At 34.9% G+C, this 19,419-nt stretch carries 21 protein-coding genes and 1 riboswitch; of the genes, 7 read left to right on the forward strand and 14 right to left on the reverse strand.

Annotated features, from left to right (window positions below; genetic code table 11):
* Positions 1-4: 4 nt before the first annotated feature.
* Both EKQ63_RS16140 and EKQ63_RS16145 read right to left on the reverse strand, forming a co-directional pair.
* A complete protein-coding gene (locus EKQ63_RS16140) occupies positions 5-931 on the reverse strand; it encodes an aminoglycoside phosphotransferase family protein (RefSeq protein ID WP_143881262.1) in 927 nt (308 codons plus the stop codon).
* Between the two features lie 14 nt (positions 932-945).
* On the reverse strand, positions 946-1,743 hold the full coding sequence (locus EKQ63_RS16145; protein ID WP_087953248.1) for a VOC family protein: 798 nt from the start codon (positions 1,741-1,743) through the stop codon (positions 946-948).
* A 206-nt stretch (positions 1,744-1,949) separates the two neighbouring features.
* On the opposite strand from EKQ63_RS16145, the gene EKQ63_RS16150 reads away from it, so the two are divergent.
* A complete protein-coding gene (locus tag EKQ63_RS16150; RefSeq protein ID WP_143881263.1) occupies positions 1,950-2,852 on the forward strand; it encodes a sulfite exporter TauE/SafE family protein in 903 nt (300 codons plus the stop codon).
* Between the two features lie 39 nt (positions 2,853-2,891).
* Here the strand turns inward: EKQ63_RS16150 and EKQ63_RS16155 are convergent, their stop codons facing one another.
* Complete coding sequence (locus EKQ63_RS16155) at positions 2,892-3,341, reverse strand: GNAT family N-acetyltransferase (protein ID WP_087953246.1); 450 nt, start codon at positions 3,339-3,341, stop codon at positions 2,892-2,894.
* A 322-nt stretch (positions 3,342-3,663) separates the two neighbouring features.
* Positions 3,664-3,856: riboswitch (Lysine riboswitch) on the forward strand.
* Between the two features lie 112 nt (positions 3,857-3,968).
* Here EKQ63_RS16155 and EKQ63_RS16160 point away from each other — a divergent pair.
* The 3 genes from EKQ63_RS16160 (at position 3,969) to EKQ63_RS16170 (ending at position 6,658) form a co-directional block, all read left to right on the forward strand.
* Positions 3,969-5,435 (forward strand): amino acid permease, encoded by a 1,467-nt coding sequence (locus EKQ63_RS16160; protein WP_088327547.1) that lies wholly within the window; start codon positions 3,969-3,971, stop codon positions 5,433-5,435.
* A 113-nt stretch (positions 5,436-5,548) separates the two neighbouring features.
* Positions 5,549-5,854, forward strand: coding sequence for an iron-sulfur cluster biosynthesis family protein (locus tag EKQ63_RS16165; protein ID WP_140168747.1), 306 nt, complete (start codon positions 5,549-5,551; stop codon positions 5,852-5,854).
* 33 nt (positions 5,855-5,887) lie between these two features.
* Positions 5,888-6,658, forward strand: a complete 771-nt coding sequence (locus EKQ63_RS16170) for a DNA alkylation repair protein (protein ID WP_088327548.1) — start codon at positions 5,888-5,890, stop codon at positions 6,656-6,658.
* Positions 6,659-6,723: 65 nt separating this feature from the next.
* Here the strand turns inward: EKQ63_RS16170 and EKQ63_RS16175 are convergent, their stop codons facing one another.
* Positions 6,724-7,215 carry a DUF2716 domain-containing protein gene (locus EKQ63_RS16175; RefSeq protein WP_087953242.1) on the reverse strand — a complete coding sequence of 164 codons (492 nt, stop codon included), beginning with the start codon at positions 7,213-7,215 and terminating at the stop codon, positions 6,724-6,726.
* Between the two features lie 195 nt (positions 7,216-7,410).
* Between EKQ63_RS16175 and EKQ63_RS16180 the strand changes: the two genes are divergently transcribed.
* Positions 7,411-8,172 carry a class I SAM-dependent methyltransferase gene (locus EKQ63_RS16180; RefSeq protein ID WP_143881264.1) on the forward strand — a complete coding sequence of 254 codons (762 nt, stop codon included), beginning with the start codon at positions 7,411-7,413 and terminating at the stop codon, positions 8,170-8,172.
* Positions 8,173-8,216: 44 nt separating this feature from the next.
* Here EKQ63_RS16180 and EKQ63_RS16185 read toward each other — a convergent pair whose 3' ends face one another.
* From EKQ63_RS16185 to EKQ63_RS16195, 3 genes are all read right to left on the reverse strand, one after another.
* Positions 8,217-9,074 carry a PhzF family phenazine biosynthesis protein gene (locus EKQ63_RS16185; protein ID WP_087997140.1) on the reverse strand — a complete coding sequence of 286 codons (858 nt, stop codon included), beginning with the start codon at positions 9,072-9,074 and terminating at the stop codon, positions 8,217-8,219.
* Positions 9,075-9,498: 424 nt separating this feature from the next.
* The gene (locus EKQ63_RS16190; protein ID WP_143881265.1) at positions 9,499-10,626 is read right to left on the reverse strand and encodes a hypothetical protein; all 1,128 of its coding nucleotides are present in this window, start codon (positions 10,624-10,626) and stop codon (positions 9,499-9,501) included.
* Positions 10,627-10,694: 68 nt separating this feature from the next.
* Entirely contained in the window at positions 10,695-11,225 is a 531-nt protein-coding gene (locus EKQ63_RS16195; RefSeq protein ID WP_088327551.1) for an NUDIX hydrolase, read from the reverse strand.
* 181 nt (positions 11,226-11,406) lie between these two features.
* Here EKQ63_RS16195 and EKQ63_RS16200 point away from each other — a divergent pair, with 181 nt between their 5' ends.
* Positions 11,407-12,039, forward strand: coding sequence for a CmcI family methyltransferase (locus EKQ63_RS16200; RefSeq protein WP_087953237.1), 633 nt, complete (start codon positions 11,407-11,409; stop codon positions 12,037-12,039).
* Between the two features lie 184 nt (positions 12,040-12,223).
* Here the strand turns inward: EKQ63_RS16200 and lepB are convergent, their stop codons facing one another.
* Both lepB and EKQ63_RS16210 read right to left on the reverse strand, forming a co-directional pair.
* Positions 12,224-12,745 (reverse strand): signal peptidase I, encoded by a 522-nt coding sequence (lepB, locus tag EKQ63_RS16205; protein ID WP_087953236.1) that lies wholly within the window; start codon positions 12,743-12,745, stop codon positions 12,224-12,226.
* Between the two features lie 82 nt (positions 12,746-12,827).
* Positions 12,828-14,981, reverse strand: coding sequence for a peptidoglycan D,D-transpeptidase FtsI family protein (locus EKQ63_RS16210; protein WP_087953235.1), 2,154 nt, complete (start codon positions 14,979-14,981; stop codon positions 12,828-12,830).
* A 279-nt stretch (positions 14,982-15,260) separates the two neighbouring features.
* On the opposite strand from EKQ63_RS16210, the gene EKQ63_RS16215 reads away from it, so the two are divergent.
* Positions 15,261-15,842 (forward strand): hypothetical protein, encoded by a 582-nt coding sequence (locus tag EKQ63_RS16215; protein ID WP_143881266.1) that lies wholly within the window; start codon positions 15,261-15,263, stop codon positions 15,840-15,842.
* Between the two features lie 55 nt (positions 15,843-15,897).
* Here the strand turns inward: EKQ63_RS16215 and EKQ63_RS16220 are convergent, their stop codons facing one another.
* The 5 genes from EKQ63_RS16220 to EKQ63_RS16240 all read right to left on the reverse strand — a co-directional run bounded on the left by EKQ63_RS16220 (position 15,898) and on the right by EKQ63_RS16240 (position 19,401).
* A complete protein-coding gene (locus EKQ63_RS16220) occupies positions 15,898-16,626 on the reverse strand; it encodes an NAD-dependent protein deacylase (RefSeq protein WP_143881267.1) in 729 nt (242 codons plus the stop codon).
* Between the two features lie 89 nt (positions 16,627-16,715).
* Positions 16,716-16,910: a hypothetical protein gene (locus EKQ63_RS16225; protein WP_048547791.1), complete on the reverse strand. Its 195-nt coding sequence runs from the start codon at positions 16,908-16,910 to the stop codon at positions 16,716-16,718.
* Between the two features lie 168 nt (positions 16,911-17,078).
* Positions 17,079-17,726 carry a pyroglutamyl-peptidase I gene (pcp, locus tag EKQ63_RS16230; RefSeq protein ID WP_143881268.1) on the reverse strand — a complete coding sequence of 216 codons (648 nt, stop codon included), beginning with the start codon at positions 17,724-17,726 and terminating at the stop codon, positions 17,079-17,081.
* 15 nt (positions 17,727-17,741) lie between these two features.
* Complete coding sequence (locus EKQ63_RS16235; protein WP_001021658.1) at positions 17,742-18,704, reverse strand: DUF979 domain-containing protein; 963 nt, start codon at positions 18,702-18,704, stop codon at positions 17,742-17,744.
* Position 18,705: 1 nt separating this feature from the next.
* Entirely contained in the window at positions 18,706-19,401 is a 696-nt protein-coding gene (locus tag EKQ63_RS16240; RefSeq protein WP_113742674.1) for a DUF969 domain-containing protein, read from the reverse strand.
* Between the last annotated feature and the right edge of the window lie 18 nt (positions 19,402-19,419).

The following is a 19,419-nucleotide window of genomic DNA, read 5'->3' on the forward strand; positions in this document are numbered from 1 at the left end:
TCCTTTATTTATTACATTCACTTGATTGATACCATTTTGGAATATAGGATGAAAAATGATTATGATCTTCTAAAATCGCGTTCAATCTTTCCTTCATATCTTCTACTAAATGCGGCGTGCTTCGGTTTGTCCATACGATATCCGCTGGGAAGGTCATAGCTGCATATAATGAGTACAGTTTCCAAAAATGAAGTGATGGTTCCCCTCCGCAATAACCGTGAACTTGTCCAACCGCAAATGGTTTGCTTATTCTTGTAGTAAAAATCGCTACGTTATAAAAATCATGTATGGGATCGCCAAAATCATATCCACTAAAATCGATAACGATAAACTCCTTATTATGAATCATACTATTTGCTGGATGGAAGTCATCGTGTAAAAATGTGATTGCACGATTTTTTAATAAATCTTTATGATTTTCTACAAATGTTAATACTGGCTTCAAATCTAGAAAATTCACTTCGTAATCTGCTAATGCCTCTACGTATCTTTCGTATTTATTCCATCTAGATGTTTCCCATTTACTACTTGCGCTTTCTTTTTCTAACGAATGAATCCTCTTTAATATTTCTCCTGCTTTCCTTCCTGCATGATACTGTTCTTCCACTGATAGCTTCCCTAAACCTTCTTGACCATTTACACCTTGGGCCCATTCAAATACTTGAACACATTTATTTAATTCCTCAAGTTTTATGAAATGAATTAAATTAGGCGTTGGAATATGTAATGACTCTAATTGTTTCATATACGTATATTCTTCTTGTTTACGTTCAAAATGAACTACATCACATACTTTCACAAAATATGTTACTCTGTTTTCTAATTCTATTTTATATTTCTCTTCATGTGAAAAACCTTTTGAAATAGCTGTACACTTTACAATACGAGGCCATTCTAGTTTTCTCTCTATCTCTCTAAGCATTTCCTTCACAACGTTCACCTCTATTAATATATATACAAACTACCTAACACTTCATGCCCTCGTTTATTTTCCCCTTTAAACTCGACTGCAAATGGATATTCGCCATGATTCTTTAGGTATTCTTGCACTAGACCTTCTCCAATCGGCTCACAAAACTGCACATGAATGTCACCAAATGATACACTTTGACATTCAGCATTCCATTCATCATTTTTCACGACTGAGCCTGCAGTTAGCTCCATTACTTCTTTCCATATTCGCAACGTTTCTCGAACATTTTTCACTGCGTAATGAATCGTTTCAATTTGTTGTACGTTGTTTTTATGTTCCGTGATTGTGCCAATGTTACGTAAATCGTTTCTTCTTTCTTCATCTGTTTCATTCCAATGTATAAAGAAAGGTAATTTCGGTCCGTTCTCTTCTTGCTTTACAAATAACATTTTCCATTCTAAAAGGCGACCATCTTTTCTCATACGTTTCCCTTCAAATGGTCCTATCGTATGTAAACCATGCTTACTAAACTTTACTGCTAGCTCTTCAATTGCATCTGTTCGAATTGCGATTTGAAGCATTCCTTCTCCGTCTTGTAATTTCACTACCGTTTCTTGTACTAATGGATTGTCTGCTTTCTTCGCTTTTTCTTCATGCTGAACTGCCAGAAATTCTATATATGATAAATCAAAATAACATAAACTATTGCAAGTACCCCAATTTGTATGCTCTCCGCCTAGTGTAGTATGAAATCCACGCTCCTGCATTTGTTTTGCTGCTTCCTTCGGTGTACAATTCACCGCATGTACAAGATGATCAAATCGTAACATGTCTTTCTCCCCTTTCTCTCCATCCTTTTATTGTATATTTTATTTTTCTTTCATTCAATTTAAAAAACTTTAAAACCTAGTTGATTTATACGATTAATATGTATTATAATAAAACAAATTTAATTATTGCTGATTGGAAAAACCAAAGGCACTTTTCTCATACGGGAAAAGTGCCTTTTTCATTTATTATTACAGGGGGATAATTTATGCAGAAATTAATTGTCTTTGCTATTATTGGATTTTTCGCTCAATTGATTGATGGAGCACTTGGAATGGCGTATGGGGTAACATCTACCTCACTATTATTAATGTTTGGTATCGCACCGGCTGTAGCTTCCGCTTCTGTTCATTTAGCTGAAGTCGTTACAACCGCCGCTTCTGGTGCATCTCACATCAAATTTGGAAACGTTGATAAATATACCGTTTCCAGGCTTACATTACCAGGAGCAATTGGCGCATTTGTTGGGGCATGTTTTTTAAGCAATTTACCTGGGGATGTCATTAAACCATACATTTCTGTATTTTTATTTACTTTAGGGGTTTATATTTTATTACGATTCGTTATTCAAAAACAAGTTGTTACTTCAAATAAACGTATGTCGGCTAAACAACTTGTTCCGCTTGGCTTATTTGCTGGATTCGTTGATTCAACTGGTGGTGGTGGCTGGGGTCCGATTACGACACCTGTACTTTTAGCAAGAGGAAATGAAGCTAGAAAAGTTATCGGATCTGTAGATACGAGTGAGTTTCCTGTCTCACTCGCTGCAACAATTGGTTTCTTCATCTCACTCGGCTGGGAACAAGTAAGTTGGGTTTGGGTATTTTCGTTAATGCTTGGCGGTATTGTCGCAGCTCCAATCGCTGCATGGTTAGTGCGCATCGTTCCTTCTCATTTACTTGGCGTATTAGTTGGTGGCCTTATTATCTTTACAAACATTCGTACACTACTTACTACATTTAAAGTGGATCCAACGATTATTTCACTTTCTTACGTGGCAATTGGTCTTGTCGTTATTATTGCTATTTTCATTGCTGTTCGCAATCATTCTAATCGTTCTAACGCATCGACCACCGGATATCCGAATGATCAAAAGCAAATGCTACCTTAACGAAAAAAATACCGCCCGATATACTTCGAGCGGTATTTTTTATTTTTCTAATTTCCAATTAATCATTGTTTCTGTAGTACCCACTCTTTTCATATGTAATTTCTCTAATACACGAATCGAGCTAATATTATCAAGAAGTGTCTCTGCAATAATCGTTTCTACCTGTCCTGTTTGAAAAGCCCAATTTATTAATTCTCTTACAGCTTCTGTCGCATACCCTTTATTCCAATATTTCTCAATAAAACCGTAACCAACTTCTACTGTATGTTTCTCGTTCGGTTTCCCTTTAAACCCTATATCACCTAGAACGATGTCATCTTCTTTTCGAATAACATACCACGCCCCCCAAGGTAATAAAGCCACATCTTGTTTTACAGTTTCTACATGCCCTACAATATGTGGACCACTATTAAATCCTTGCTCGTTAGCGACGTGCATCCTTTCTTCTGTACACGGCACTATATAGAGTCTTTCTGTTTCTAATTTCATATTGATTTCCCCTTTTTACTTAAGCTTTACTTTAATTATAACAAAAAATATGACTTTATTATGAATGTCGAATTATATTTTCTGAATTTTCTTTTATTTTTGAAGGGTTTTTTAATATTTTTTGCGAAACATTTGTATAACAATTTATTTCTTTGTTTTTTGTTACATAACAGTAGGTTCGGACGGAGTTTTGCAAGCGTTTCCTAAACAATAACCGATATTTTTTGACTTTTCCTAACAAAAAATCTTGCAATATATTCAGAAAGTCATTACAATTGCCATATATTAAAAATCTTAGCAATATATCAAATCCTCATCAATCCGATGAGGTAGAGGTTGCGACTTTTAAGAGTAAAACGGACGAGACACAGAGAATGTCACCGACTCCGTTTGAAAGGAAAAGTTGCCGAAGTTTCTATTTCTTCTCTGGAAATATGAGCTGGGGCTGTCTCCGAAAGGAACAGAACTGTCACGTTTACAAAATTACCGTGTAAACGTGGGGTGCTATCTTAACGGAAGGGTATGATGGGGTGGTTATTTGTGAAACGTTCCGCCAAATTCCTTTGGCGGTTTTTTGTATTTTTCTCCCCCGCTCCTTCCTATCTTACAAGAAAAGGAGTGTTGAACATGAATAGCGCAACGAATCAAGCTACCTCTAAAACAGAAACTACAAAAGGAAAAGGTGAATTAAGACGCGGTCTAAAATCTCGGCACCTTACGATGATTTCTCTCGGCGGTACAATTGGTACCGGACTATTTCTTGCCAGCGGTGGTGTCATCCATTCAGCTGGACCTGGTGGCGCATTAATTGCATACGCCGCAATTGGAATTATGGTTTACTTTTTAATGACAAGCCTAGCTGAACTCGCAGCTTATATGCCTGTTACTGGATCTTTTAGCACGTACGCAACAAAATTTGTTGATCCATCACTTGGGTTTGCACTTGGATGGAACTATTGGTATAACTGGGCAATTACTATCGCTGCTGAACTAGCGGCTGTAACATTAATTATGAAATTTTGGTTTCCAGATACTCCTTCCCTCATTTGGAGCGGATTATGTTTAGCTATTATTTTCCTTTTAAACTACTTATCTGTTAAAGGGTTTGGTGAATCTGAATATTGGTTCGCACTTATTAAAGTAGTTACTATTATTATCTTTTTAATTGTCGGCTTTATGATGATTTTCGGAATTATGGGTGGCGAAACTGTTGGCTTCAAAAACTTCACTGTTGCAGATGCACCATTTAACGGTGGTATCATGGCAATTATCGGTGTATTTATGGCAGCTGGTTTCTCATTCCAAGGAACAGAATTATTAGGTGTAGCTGCTGGTGAAACATCTGATCCAGAGCGTAATATTCCGAAAGCAATTCGTTCGATCTTTTGGCGTATTCTCTTATTCTATATCCTTGCGATTCTCGTTATCGGTTTATTAATTCCTTATACAACTGAAAGCCTTGCCGCAAGTGATGTAACAGTAAGTCCATTTACACTTATTTTTGAAAAAGCAGGCGTTGCCTTTGCTGCTTCTGTTATGAACGCTGTTATTTTAACGGCAGTACTTTCTGCTGGTAACTCTGGTATGTATGCATCAACTCGTATGCTTTGGGACTTAGCTCGCCAAGGGAAAGCACCAAAGTTTCTTGGTAAATTAGATAGCCGCGGCGTACCTGTTAACGCATTAATCGTAACATCAATTGTCGGTAGTATCGCTTTCATTGCTTCTCTATTCGGTGACGGTGTTGTATACATTTGGTTATTAAATGCATCAGGAATGTCTGGCTTTATCGCTTGGGTTGGAATCGCAATTAGTCATTACCGTTTCCGTAAAGCATATATTGCACAAGGAAAAGATTTAAATGACTTACCTTATAGAGCAAAATGGTTCCCATTCGGTCCACTCTTCGCATTTACGCTTTGTATTATCGTAATTTTAGGACAAAACTACGGCGCATTTATGGGCGAATCAATCGATTGGAATGGTGTACTCGTTTCGTACATCGGTTTACCACTCTTCTTAGTACTTTGGTTAGGATATAAATTTACGAAAAAAACGAAAGTGATTCCACTTGATAAATGTGAACTAAAATAAAGTGAAATGAGCAAACAAATTTGTTTGCTCGTTTTTTGTTCCAAACCTCTTTGCTTCCCTATTGCTCCTGTTTTTGCCATAATAGAAGAAATATAAATAAAGGTTGGGATACCATGAACATTCGCATTACTGATGAAGCAAAAACAGCTATACATAGATTAGAACGTGAAGACAAAAAGATCATTCGCATTAGAGGGATAATGACAAACTCTTGTAGTATTTTCGTTGATGTCGATTTAATTTGGGATACATATAACGCAGATGACGTTGTATATGAAGATGCTAATTTTACCGTACAAATGGATTCATTTACGAAAGACTACACTGGTGATACGGTGAAACTTGATTATAAGACGACTGGTTTTAGTATTACGACTCCGAGTGAGACTTTAGTTTATGGGTTGTCGATTAAAAAATAAAGATTGTTTTTATTTGACCACCGAGGTGAAAAAATGAGTAAATATGTTTCGTTAAAATTTTTGTTTAACGAAGAATTTGCAGAAAAAATGGCTGATTCTATTTGTAAACACGATCCTACTTTCTCTAAAAGAAACTTTGTATCTTCCGTAACATGTAAAGTTAAAAATTTAGAGTTAAAGCAGCGTATTGAAGTAATTGCAGATGAATTACACAATACTTTACAAAAAGATTTTAATGCATCCATACATATATTACTGAAAACATTGGGGCCAGAGAATACAACAGAAGTAGGCACATTTACAAATGGATATATGTACATGCCTATTGCAAAATACGTTGAAAAATATGGGCTTAACGACTTTGAAACCTCATTCAACGCCATGTATGAAATAACGAAACGGAATACTGCTGAATATGCCATTCGGCCTTTTCTTGAAACATACCATGAAGACACACTAAATATATTACAACAGTGGATTCATGACGAGGACAGCCACATTAGAAGATTAGTTTCTGAAGGTACAAGACCAAGGCTTCCTTGGGCTAAAAAAATAGGAGCTCTGAAAGGTGACTTTAAGTACAATTTACAGCTTCTTGAGCCTTTAATGAATGACCCTTCTAAATATGTTCAAAAATCTGTAGCCAATCATATTAATGATATTACGAAAGAAGATAAAGAACTTGTTTTTCAATGGTTGCAGCAATTGCGTGATAAACAGCATCCTGTTAATTCTTGGATTATAAAACATGGGTTACGAACGATTATTAAAAATGGTACTTTACCACAAGATTTTTCTTTTTGAGTATTTTAAATAAAAAGTCCTTATACTTCAAAAATGAAGTATAAGGACTTTTTCTCTCCCAAACATTATCCTTGCCTTAAAATATTTTGAAACATTTCCGGCTTATTTCGTTCAAAACTTTCTATTAGTCCTTTTCCAAATATCGTTATACTCTTCTCCCAAGGATGACCTAAATAACCCCACTTAAAGTCCTTCTGAATAAAAAAGTAGTAATCTCCATTCGGAAATATTGGTATAATCCACTCATCAAATTCATTTCTTTCAAACTCTAAGTGAGGATTCACCCAATAACACTCATGTTGCCAATCTAGTGCCATTATATATTCATTCGATGCTGTATTTTCCTTAAACACTTGTAACGCTTTATCTTCCAAATCTTCATACACATCTAAATCTACCGATTCTCCAAAGTAATGAGAAATATTATATGTAATAAAAGGACTTGGCACCTTAAATGATGGAAATGTAGAAACACTTGGCGAAAACTCAAGTTCACTATATAACTTGTTCCAAATTCGATCATCCTCTTTGTCTGTAAACTCCATCCAGTTCTTCATTAAACAACACCTTCCCATGTAAGTTCAAAGGATTTTCACTCTATAATGCCGAATATATAAATAACCATTCTCACAAGGAGCGAATCTATATGAATCTATTCGAACACGAAACATAAAACCGCTTCTCATTCATAAGAGGTCCTCCTTTTTTCTTTTCTCATCATATTATTCATTGAAAAACAGGAGGACAAAATTATGAAACGTGATCCATTATTTTTAACTTTATTAGAAAGCGCCAATACAAATTTTAGTGGCTGGGATTTTTCTTTCATTTCAGAAACGGGTCGAATGAAGAGCGAGCCTTTATCGTGGTCATACGGCAGCACCGCTTTCCAGCTTATGCAACGTGCAGAATCAATGCTCGATATGGGAACTGGCGGCGGAGAGTTTTTATCTATGTTACAACCGTACCCGTCAAATATTTATACGACTGAGGGTTATGCTCCAAATGTGCCAATTGCTCGAAACAAATTAGAGCCTTTAGGAGTTACTGTTTTAGAAGTAACTGATGATACTGCATTACCATTTCAAGATGGGCAGTTTGATTTAATCCTAAATCAACATGAAGCATATGCTGCCTCTGAGGTAAACAGAACCCTTTCTCCAAATGGAATTTTCCTTACACAACAAGTTGGTGGTCTTGATTGTGCGGAACTAAATGGGCAGTTTAACGCACCGCTTAATAACGAATTTGCAAGTTGGTCTCTTGAAACAGCATGTAGTGAGTTAAAGGAAAATGGATTTACTATTTTAGAAGAAAAAGAAGAGTTCCCTTTTCAACGCTTTTACGACATTGGTGCGATTGTCTATTATTTAAAAGCGATTCCGTGGCAAATTCCTAATTTTACTGTCGAAAGGTATTATGAGGAATTATATCGTATACATGAAGTCATCTTACAAAAAGGGTATTTTGATGTGACGCAACATCGTTTTCTGATTAAGGCGATTCGCAGTTAATCATGAAGCATATGAAAAAGAGATGGATCTACCATCTCTTTTTTTCACTCAATATTTTCTATATTTAAACACTTCGTTTCACAGTAATAGCCTTTACCACCAACATAAACTTTTTCTATTTTATTCTTGCTATCGGTTGCTAATTTAACTAATATTTCAGAAGGCGAGTGTAAAGAATAACCTTGTTCAAATACATAGACTTCTTTTTGTAGGTAGCGCTGTTCATAAAGGTAGCAAGCTAATGCACCGTTTGAAGTTCCAGTGGCTGCTTCTTCGTTGATATCATATAGTGGAGCAAAGTTTCTGCATATTATTCGATTGTCATTAAAAGTATATAGGTGCATCCCGACAACATTATAGTACTCGCTAATTTCTTTAATTTTTTCAAAATTAGGTTGCAGTGTATGTAATTGTGTTTCGCTTTTTATAGGAATTAAAATATCTTTTAAGCCCGTAGAGACAATTTGAATTGGGTATGTATTGTCTATATCTTCAATGTCAAAGCAGTCGATAAACTCATTTGAAGATATAACATCATAGAATATCGGTTCATTTTGTTCCATGAATATGATGTCATCTTTTATGGTAATAGTAAGAACACCGCTGTTCGTTTCAATCGTATAGCGATTCTTGAAAAGTTTATTTACATGCATCAGTATCGCGAAAGAGCCAATTGTGGCATGACCACATAAATCAACTTCCTCTTTTGGTGTAAAATACTCAATTTTATAATCAGCAACTTCAGATTCTGATATAAATGCGGTTTCCGCATAGCCCAGTTGTTTGGCTATTGCCATTTTTTGAGTAGTGGTCAATGTATTCTCCATAAATACCACTCCTGCTTTATTTCCGCCTTTATGATCCTTGCTAAATGCACTTGCAACATAAACGGATATTTTCATAAGACACCTTCCTTCCTCACTTATAGTAAATTGTAGCATAGAACGTACTACGTATATATATTGTTGGATAAATTCTCGGTAAAACAAGAGAAAAACTATTTTTTAGTATCCGAACTCTACAAAAATAGTTTTTCTACAGCCTGAGAGATGGGTCTACCATCTCTTTTTCCCCGTTTATTTTTAAAAATTTTGTGGTGGTTTCTAGATTGTTAAGTACGTCCACGTCTTGCAATCGCATCAGCTAATGTAATAGGCTGCTCGTACGTTATCTTTCCAGCTAACTTTCCTTTTACAAATTTAGCTATTTTTTTATGCTGGCCATACCCTCTATTTCTAGGATTGCTTTAGCTGCCTCGAAAGCTTTATTTAGTTCTTCCTCGCTTTGAGTGCCCTAATTTAAGTTATCTCCTTCATATCATTTTATTTACTCTTTCAATACGAAAAAAGTAATATCATCCCATTTTCCATCTAATTTTAACGTAGTCTTTTCAATACTAGCTCCAGTTAACAGATCATACCCTTCAATTTCAGCTATCAATTGTTTCGTTTTACTCTTTGGATTCATATCTTTGTATAAGATATACACCTTATTACCATGTACTTGTATATCAGAAATCCCTTTGCCCTCTCTATTGATTTTTGTATTTTTGTCACTTTGTAATGAATATGTACCTATGATGTTCAAATTCTCATCTAACTCTTTCATTTTCTCATCATGATTTAAAACATACACCTTATTATCAATCACCTGCAGAAGAACAGGTATGAATTGTTTTTCGTCTAATATCGTTTCTTTTTCTACTACTCTAGTCTTCATATTTACCATAATTAATTTAGGTGGTAACTTTTGATTTACATTATCACTTAGTACGAATAATAATTTATCTTTATACTTTTGAAACATTATTTTTTGAGCAGTTGGTGCAAAATACACATTTTCATTAGGAATTTCAAATTCGTTTGTTTTTTTATTTGTGATCAAATCTATTTCTGAAATATATACTTTGTCTAGCGTTTGTGAAAAGGCGTATATATGATTCTCAATAATATGCGCTCCTTGAATTGTCCCCTTCAGTTCTACACTTTCTTGCCTTTTATCATTCTCTTTCCAATATACGAGTTCACTTGTATATCCTTTCTTTTCGTCTACCAGCCCAATGTTCACATCATAATATACATATCCTTGCTCCGCATGGATGAAATATGCCCCTGCGTTTACATCTTTTAATTGTTTCGGTCTATTGATTTCTTGCATCTTACCGGTCTTATCAATTACATAATGATTGTTATTTCTATTTGATGAGAAGTAGTACCCCTCCCCACCTTTTGCATTACTCATTATACTTTGGCCATCTACTTCTATTTTACTAATCTCATTTCCCTTCTTATCATATGCATATATGTAACCACCGGCTTTCATTGCATTTGAATAGGATACGAGGTAATCTACTTTTTGAATGTCTTTAAGTTCTGTATCACTTTTAGAACAGGCTACAAAAAGGAACATCGTACATATGACGATTACGACCAATGAATTGTATTTCTGGAACATATCATCACCTCACATATATAATGAAAGTGATCAGCATAAAAATACTGATTGCTCTTTAAAATATTTTATCAATTAGAGTATGAAATTGATCTTTTTATATACCGTTTGTTTACATCATCTTCTGTCAAAAATGAAGTTGTGTAATTAATAATATTCCGGTTATCATATGTGAATATATGCTCTAATTTATTTTCTGCTGTTAATACTATTGGTAAGTATTTTGGTAAATTGCTAACTATACCTCTATTATCCTTATTTAATATCCAATCAATTTCTTTCCATTCTAATAATCCTTCCACCGTACTTAATGGCGTGTCCATATGTACTCCAGCTGGCAGGTCAGCAAGGAATACGTACATTCCTTCACTACCTAGCGGCTCGTCCTTGCTTTTAAAAACTACATTCCCTTTATACGTTACACGTGGAAGATCTATGCCTGTTTCCTCAAGCGTTTCTCTAATTATTCCTTCATATGGCGTTTCATTATCTTCAATTTTTCCACCAACACCATTCCACATTCCCATATTCGGCTTTTTGTTTCTATTCAATAAGAGTATTTTATTTCCCTTTCTAATGAAACAAATTGTGTACTTATACATATGTTCATCTCCTTTCCTTTTCCCTTCATTTACAGATTAAAACTGTAACTTCCTGCAAAAGGTTTTTTATTATACAAACAATTGGTTTTTAATGAGATATTTTGCTCATTTTTATTAAAAAACATTCTCCTTACAATTATATTTCACATAATATATTGTACAACTTTCGTTTCAGAAAGGAGTGTTCAAAATCGATAACATAAGCAGCGAATTTTTAAAACAATTTTACGATAGTCGAGTCTGGTTATATGATACACATTGGCTTGGAGTCCCCATTCTCAAACTTCCTTCTGATCTATTTTTGTATCAAGAAATGATTTACGAATTAAAACCCGATTTAATTATTGAATGTGGCACTTGTTATGGTGGTAGCGCACTATATTTAGCTTCTATATTAGATTTAATTGGAAAAGGTCACGTTCTTACTATTGATATATTTCCACAACCAAATCGGCCATCCCATGATCGCATTACGTATGTAACAGCTTCCTCTGTTTCAGTAACCGCTGTGCAAACAATATTAAGTATGCGCAAACCTAATGATGTAATTTTAGTTATTTTAGATTCTGATCATAGTAAAGAGCATGTAGCAAAAGAATTGTTGCTTTATAAATCTATCGTTACTAAAGGTAGTTATATTATTGTTGAAGATACATCTATTAATGGAAATCCTGTTTCTCCCGATTGGGGACCTGGTCCAATGGAAGCTGTGGAAGAATTTTTAGCCAAAAATAATAATTTCATAATCGATGAATCTAAGCATAAGTTTTTCATATCATTTAACCCAAAAGGTTTTTTAAAAAAGATAAAGTGAAACTTTAATCAGTGAGGGATTCATCCCCACGGATTATTAGCCCTCACCAATCGGGCTTTTATGGACAGCCCGCCCCCCCACCTAACTTCTTTGTTTTCGCTGAACTTTGAAGTGGGGGTCTTACTGCCCGGCAAATAGCGGAGTAAAGTGAAACGTTAATAAGTGGTTTTTTGTAACTCCCCACTTATTTGATAATCTTCATTTTGGAAAAAGGATAATATACAAATTCCACTTTTCCTATTATATTATCTTCTTCAATATATCCTAAGCCGTTTCGACTATCTCTACTAAGTCCACGATTATCTCCCATTACAAATAACTTATTTGGCGGGATTTTTGTCTTTTGAAAGTTATAAAACACTTGCGTATTATTGAACAAATCTTTATTTGTATACGGTTCTTCTTGTTTTTTATCATTCACATATACGGATCCATTCGTTATGTTAATTACGTCACCAGGAAGTCCTATTACTCGTTTCACATAATATTTTGATTCATCCTCTTCCTTTATAATGACAATTTCTCCATGCTCTAAATCGGAAAAGTGTACGGCTGCTTTATTTACAAATACGTAGTCTTCTTCATATAAAGTCGGTTGCATCGATTTCCCTTCCACTTTACATAAAGTAAAAGAATGATAGGCTACGACCAAAACAAACACGAAGAGTATGTATTTCCCCCAACCTCTCTTAATCTCTTGTTTCATATCCATTCCCACCTTATTCAAACGCTTTTTAAATCAAAAAATATATCACTGCACCATAAGTCTCAATGCAGTGATATTATTTTTACTGTGCCTTGTTCGGCTGCTCTACTGGGACTGGATTTCCACCCGATCTTTTCGTTTTCAATTCAAAATACGCATCCAAAATCTCTTTACCAATCGCGGAATTAATTCCTGATTTGTCATCATTTACCCATGGTACAACAACTGAAAAAGCTACTTCTGGATCAGCATCATATGGTGCATAACCGGCAAGAGTTAAATTATAACATTTTTTTCTATTATTATTTTCATCTCTTCCAATTTCACTTTCCCCACCATATACGGTTTCAGCTGTTCCTGTTTTTCCAGCTGGTTTATATGGTAATCCTTTAAACGTTGCAGTACCAGTTCCGTCATTCTCTTGAAAAACCCTTCTAAACCCTTCTTTTACATGATTAATGTATGATGTGTTCATATCCACTCGATTTAAAATGACTGGTTCAATAGACCGAATAACTTTTCCAACATCCTCTGGTCTATGTGGTTGCTCTCTCACTTCTTGCACAATTTGCGGTTTCATTCGATAACCGCCGTTTGCAATTGTTGACATATATTGAGCAAGTTGAAGCGGCGTATATGTATCGTATTGTCCAATCGCATAATCAAGTAAAAAACCAGGTATGTTATCCGTTTTACCCATTTGACCAATCGATTCATTCGGCAAGTCAATACCTGTTGGTACACCTAAGCCAAATTGTCTAAAATAGTAGCGCATTGTATTAAATGTCTCTCGTTTAATGTCTAATGGACTGTTTGGCACATAATTTATACCTGCCATTTTTAATGCTGTATTAAACATGTAAACATTCGATGAAACTTGTAAAGCTCTTAAATCATCAATATCACCAAATTCTTTCCACGATTTCTTTGGCTTAGAACTTCCTTTAAAATACATGGGTGCATCAAAGAAATGCGTATACGGCTTAATTGTGTCAGTTTGATAACCAGCTAATAATGTAGCCCCTTTCACAGTGGACCCTAACTCATAAGAACTTGTCATCGTTCCTAACGCGTAGTCTTCTATTTGCATCCCGCCATCTTTATTTACAATTTTCTTTCCTGCCATCGATAAAATTTGACCGTTTTTCGGATTCATCATTACAACGAATGCACGATCCATCATCGGCTCTGCAGAATGAAATGCTCGTAAATTCTTTTCAAGACTTTCCTCTACTTTTTTCTGTAACTCCATATCCACTGTTAACATTAAATTATTTCCACTTTTTCCTTCGGTCACTTTTTCATTTCGAATCACATTTCCTGTTTTATCTGTAATACTTCTAGTCTGTTCTTTCGTTCCATGGAGTGCATCTTCATATTGTTTTTCAATGTAACTCTTACCAATACGATCATTTCTGTTATAATCACGTACTAAGTAATAATCTAATTGTTCTCTTGGCAATCCTTCATTTTCAGTAGAAACGCTACCAAGGATAGAACGAAGTATTTTATCATTTGGGTATTCACGTTCCCAGTCTACTGTCGTATCTACTCCAGGCAAGCTTGCCAATCTTTCACTTACGACTGCATATTCATTTTGACTTACATCTTTTTTAACGATTTGCGGTGTCATTTTATATCCCGCATTCATTTTGCTTTTAATTGCTAGTACTTCTAAATCCTCTTTTGAAAGTTCGCTTAATTCTTCTTGTGTAATTCTTTCCCTACGTAACTCTTCCACTTTTTTATCTAATTCTTTCCCTTCTATCTCCTGCTTCCTAAATTTACTCTCATCTTCTTTCGTTACTTTTGCTGCTGCCCGCTTTTCATTTAACTGCATCCAAAAATCTTTTTTATCTGTTTCTGTTAACTTATCTATATCATCCGGCGACATTTCAATTAACTGGGCTAATTGTCTTGCTACTTGTAAAACTTCTTTCGAGTCTACTCCTTTCATTTTTGTATATGTAACGGTTCGTAGTGGTTTGTTATTTACAATCACCTGACCTTGTCGATCAAACATTTTCCCTCTAGGAACAGGTGTACTTACCGTTACATCTTCCTTTTTGTTCACTTCATTTCTATACGTTTCTCCATCAATGATCTGTACTTTACCTAATTGAATTATAATAGCTGAAAATAAAAGAAAGACGATAAAAAATAGTACATTTAACCGAAAAGGAATATGAGTCTTTTTCTTTTTCGATTGTTTCTTCTGCTCCTTTTTCTGTCTCATTTCGCTCCCTCGCTTCATTCTATTAACATTTCTACGGAAAATCATTATGTACCAAATTTATTTATATGATATATATAGAATTTTATATTAATTATAAAAGAAATAAAAGATTTAATTTTCAGTTTTTTAATTTTACATCCTATTTATTACCATTCCCTTATTAAGGAATAACATGAATGTTATTCTAAAAGAAAGATTTTATTCCATTGTTTTTTCACACCATTCATTTACATTTATTTGTATACTAATAACAAAAGACATTACTAAGGAGAACATGAAATGACAGATTCATTTACAATATATACTAATGCGTCACATTGTTTAAACTTTATGATTTATATTCAAAATATGTATCTCAACCAAAAAGAGAAAAAAGAAAATTTAAGATTTCCTTACATAGCAAGACAATTCAATTTCTCTACTAACTTTGAAGCGAATTTCAAAGAATTATGGCTTTCACTTCGCAAACAAATTGCTAATGACAAGTATGATTCACAAATTTTTTATGATGAAAATCATACTTTTTATGAGAATCTTTTTAATGCTGATTTATGTAATGAAGAATCATTCAAAGAATTAATATGTAGTTTTAAAGTATGGTGGACTAGCATAGCAGGTCAGCTTTCATTAGAGTGGTCTATAAGTGAGTATAGTACACAACTTTATAATGACTTAGTTTTATACTTAAAACAAAATCAAATAGAGCCTTTACAACAGCTACATATTAGCTTACTGTATGACGATTGTGTATTCACTAAAGATAATATTACTTCTTACTCTGCCATTTTACCTACGAAACACTTTTTTATGAGTTATAGGGATGTGGTTACTACATTATCGACCTGTTTTCATGTTGCTTAACATAATGATTACTCAAATAAAAAACTGAGGCAGACACCTCAGTTTTTTCGATAACTTATTTCCTTGAAGACAATCCCTCAACAAATTTACCAATCTTATTTTGAAAAACAAAGTCAAAGTTATATTCTTGTCCTGTTAACTCTTCATTTACTAAGATGGTTGTTGCTCCTACTTCCCTCTTTGCAATTTGCGGGAATGAAGCAACAGGCTGTACTTTTAATGACGTTCCCATAACGATAAGCACATCTGTTTCATATAAACGTTTGACCGCATTTTGATATTGCGGCAATGTATCTCCGTATAAAACAACGTCTGGATTTAAAATGAAATTACATTTTTCGCAGCGCGGCACTTCATGATCAATCATGTACTGTAAATCATATCTCCCTTTACACTTTGGACAATGTGCTGTTTGCAGTGTTCCATGTAAATCAATGACATGTTTACTACCACCTACTTGATGTAAACCGTCAATATTTTGCGTTAAAATCGTAATATCTTTCCCTTGTTCTTCTAATTCAGCTAAAAAGCGATGTCCACGATTTGGCTTATATTGATGAAACGTATTGATTTGAAATATTTCTTTATAATGCTTCCAAAATTCTTTCGGACTTCTATTATAATATCCTCTTGATAAATACATCTCTACATTCGCATCAGCATACAGTCCATTTGCTGAACGAAAATCTGGGATACCACTTTCCGTACTTGCACCAGCACCTGTTAATACTGTAATTTTCTTCGCTTTTTCTAAAATTGAACGTACTTCTTCAAATTGTTGCACAAAAATCACCTCTATGTATTTTCCTATTCTTATTATACCAGTTGTTTACAGGAGGTGTTGTCTTTGTATAAAGAACTCTTTAAACTTCCTTATTTTATATAGTTTTTCTTGATGATATCTTTTGCGTTATTGTACAGGAATACAAGGAAGATAACTGCTAGGATACCGTTTACCCAGTAATATGTATTTCCAGAAGTAAACCTATTATAAAAAGATTGAGCATTATAATATAATAGCCCCGCTGAAAGCACAGTAGAGAATACTAACATACCAAAACTTTTCAAGATATCCACCCCGATTCTAAAAATTCTAATTTCCAGAATAATTATACATGAAAATGGGAGAATTTAAAATATGCAATGTACCCTATCATTATCAAGTTAACGATATCCGCTTCTTCCAAACAAAAATAACAACTACATACGCACTTCGGTACTACTTCAGAATCTTACTTAATGCGTCGTACCCCCAATTTCTACAATATCGACCTCAACTGTCGTCGTAATCTCAATCGCCAATTCTATCCCTTTACGAATAGTAGAAAGTGACATACTTGGTTGACCTGGATATTTGCTCGCTTGCTCTGGTAAAAACGGAATATGAACAAATCCGCCTTTTATTTTCTTATCATGGCTCTCTAGTTCATGCATGAGACCGTAGAATATATGATTACAAACAAATGTACCTGCTGTTTGTGAAACGGAAGCTGGTATACCCTCTGCTTGTAGCCTTTTTACAATTGCTTTCATCGGAAGCGTAGACCAATGAGCAGCTGGTCCTTCTTCTACAACTGGTACATCTACTGGCTGATTCCCTTCATTGTCAGCAATTCTTGCATCATCAATATTAATTGCGACACGTTCTATCGTAATATCTGGTCTGCCCCCAGCCTGTCCGATGCATATAATTATTTCAGGGTTTAGTTGTTCTATATACTCTTTTAATGTGCTGATTGATTTATGAAATACGGTCGGTACTTGTTTACTAATAATCTTGTATTCTCCGGTTGTTTTTTCATGCAAACTTTTTGCGACTTCCCAAGCTGGATTAATGCTTTCTCCGCCGAACGGATCGAATCCTGTTAATAATACTGTTTTCATAGTTTTATCCTCCTATTAGAAACGATATACTAAGCCGTACATAATAAACATATTTATGATAAAGATTGAAAGAGCAATTGGTACTTGTGCTTTAATAACGGCATTTTTATCTTTTAGTTCTAAAAGCATTGCCGGAACGATATTAAAGTTTGCTGCCATTGGCGTAAGTAGCGTTCCGCAATATCCAGCAAACATACCGAGCGCTGCCATAATCGCTGGATTCCCGCCGTGCATTTGCACAATTAAAGGTAAGCCAATTCCGCCAGTAATAACAGCAAACGCTGCGAAAGCATTTCCCATTACGACTGTGAAGAGCATCATTCCTAAACAGTACGCCATAACAGCAACGAACGGATACTCTGTCGGTAATACTTGTCCAACTAAATCTGAAACGACTTGTCCAACGCCAGACTTCGCGAAAATACCGCCAAGAGCTGCTAACATTTGTGGTAAAATAACAGCCCAACCGACAGCTTGCAATAGTCTGCTTCCTTCTTGTACAGGCGTTGTTATTTTTGATTTTGTAATTCGCATTGCCGCAACGAATGCAAGTAATGCTCCTAGTGCCAATGCAACTAATGTTACTTTATCTGGATCAACAAGGGAAACATTTCCCCATTTTATTTTTCCTAACGTTAACGTACCGATAATTGTAAAAATAGGAATTAATAGTGCAGGCATAAAGATTTTATTTTTTAATTTCTCCGCATGTTTTACACGTTCTTGTACTGGAACTTCTTTCTCCTCTGATTTTGTTACTTTATTTAGTGAAGCTAACACAACCATAGCGAGTACAATACAACCAACGTAAAACGAAGGGATTACATTTCCAAATAAAAATGTAACTGCAAACAATGCCCAAAATAGACTAGAACCAAATCGATTTGGATGCTCACGATCGAATGCGATACGAACAGCGATAAAGGCAACAATTATACCTAATACATAGTAGATTGTATCCATTGTGATGATGTTCATTTTATATTGCCTCCTTCTCTTCTTTTTCTTTTGCTTCCATCGTTTTTGCTATATATTTATCAAACCTTCTAAATCTGATCCAGCTTACAATAAGTGCAGATATTGCAGTTGGAATACCCCAAAGCGCCATATCCCATACACCGACATGCATACCTACTGAATCGAAGAACCCTTTCATTAATAAAATAGCACCAGTTGCGATAAAAATATCTTCTCCGAAAAACCAAGCTGTATTTTCCGCAGCCGCTGCATTTGCTTTAATTTTTTCTCTTAACTTTTCAGGTAGCTTACCGTATTTACCTTGCGCAGCCCCTTCTGCCATCGGTGCAACGAGCGGCCTTACCGTTTGTGCATGACCACCAATATTAAGACCTAGTGCTGCTGATGATTCTCTTATCGTAAAATATGACATTAATACTCTTCCAGTTGTTGCGCCTTTTGATTTCGTTATAAGTGCTTCTGCTCTTTCTTTCAAACCGTAACGCTCTAAAATTCCGATTACCGGTAAAGTTAGTATGATAGGCATAGACATATATCTATTTTCTATGAAAAATTTACCGAACATGCTGATCACATCATAAAAACTTAATCCTGAAACCATCCCCGTAACAATACCTGCAACCATAACGACTAACAGTGTATTTAATCTAAATAAAAAGCCCACTGCAACTAATAATATCCCAATTAATTTCACCAATTCCAACACTTCCCCTCA

Source organism: Bacillus sp. BD59S (assembly GCF_007363175.1).
Classification (GTDB): Bacteria; Bacillota; Bacilli; order Bacillales; family Bacillaceae_G; genus Bacillus_A; species Bacillus_A pacificus.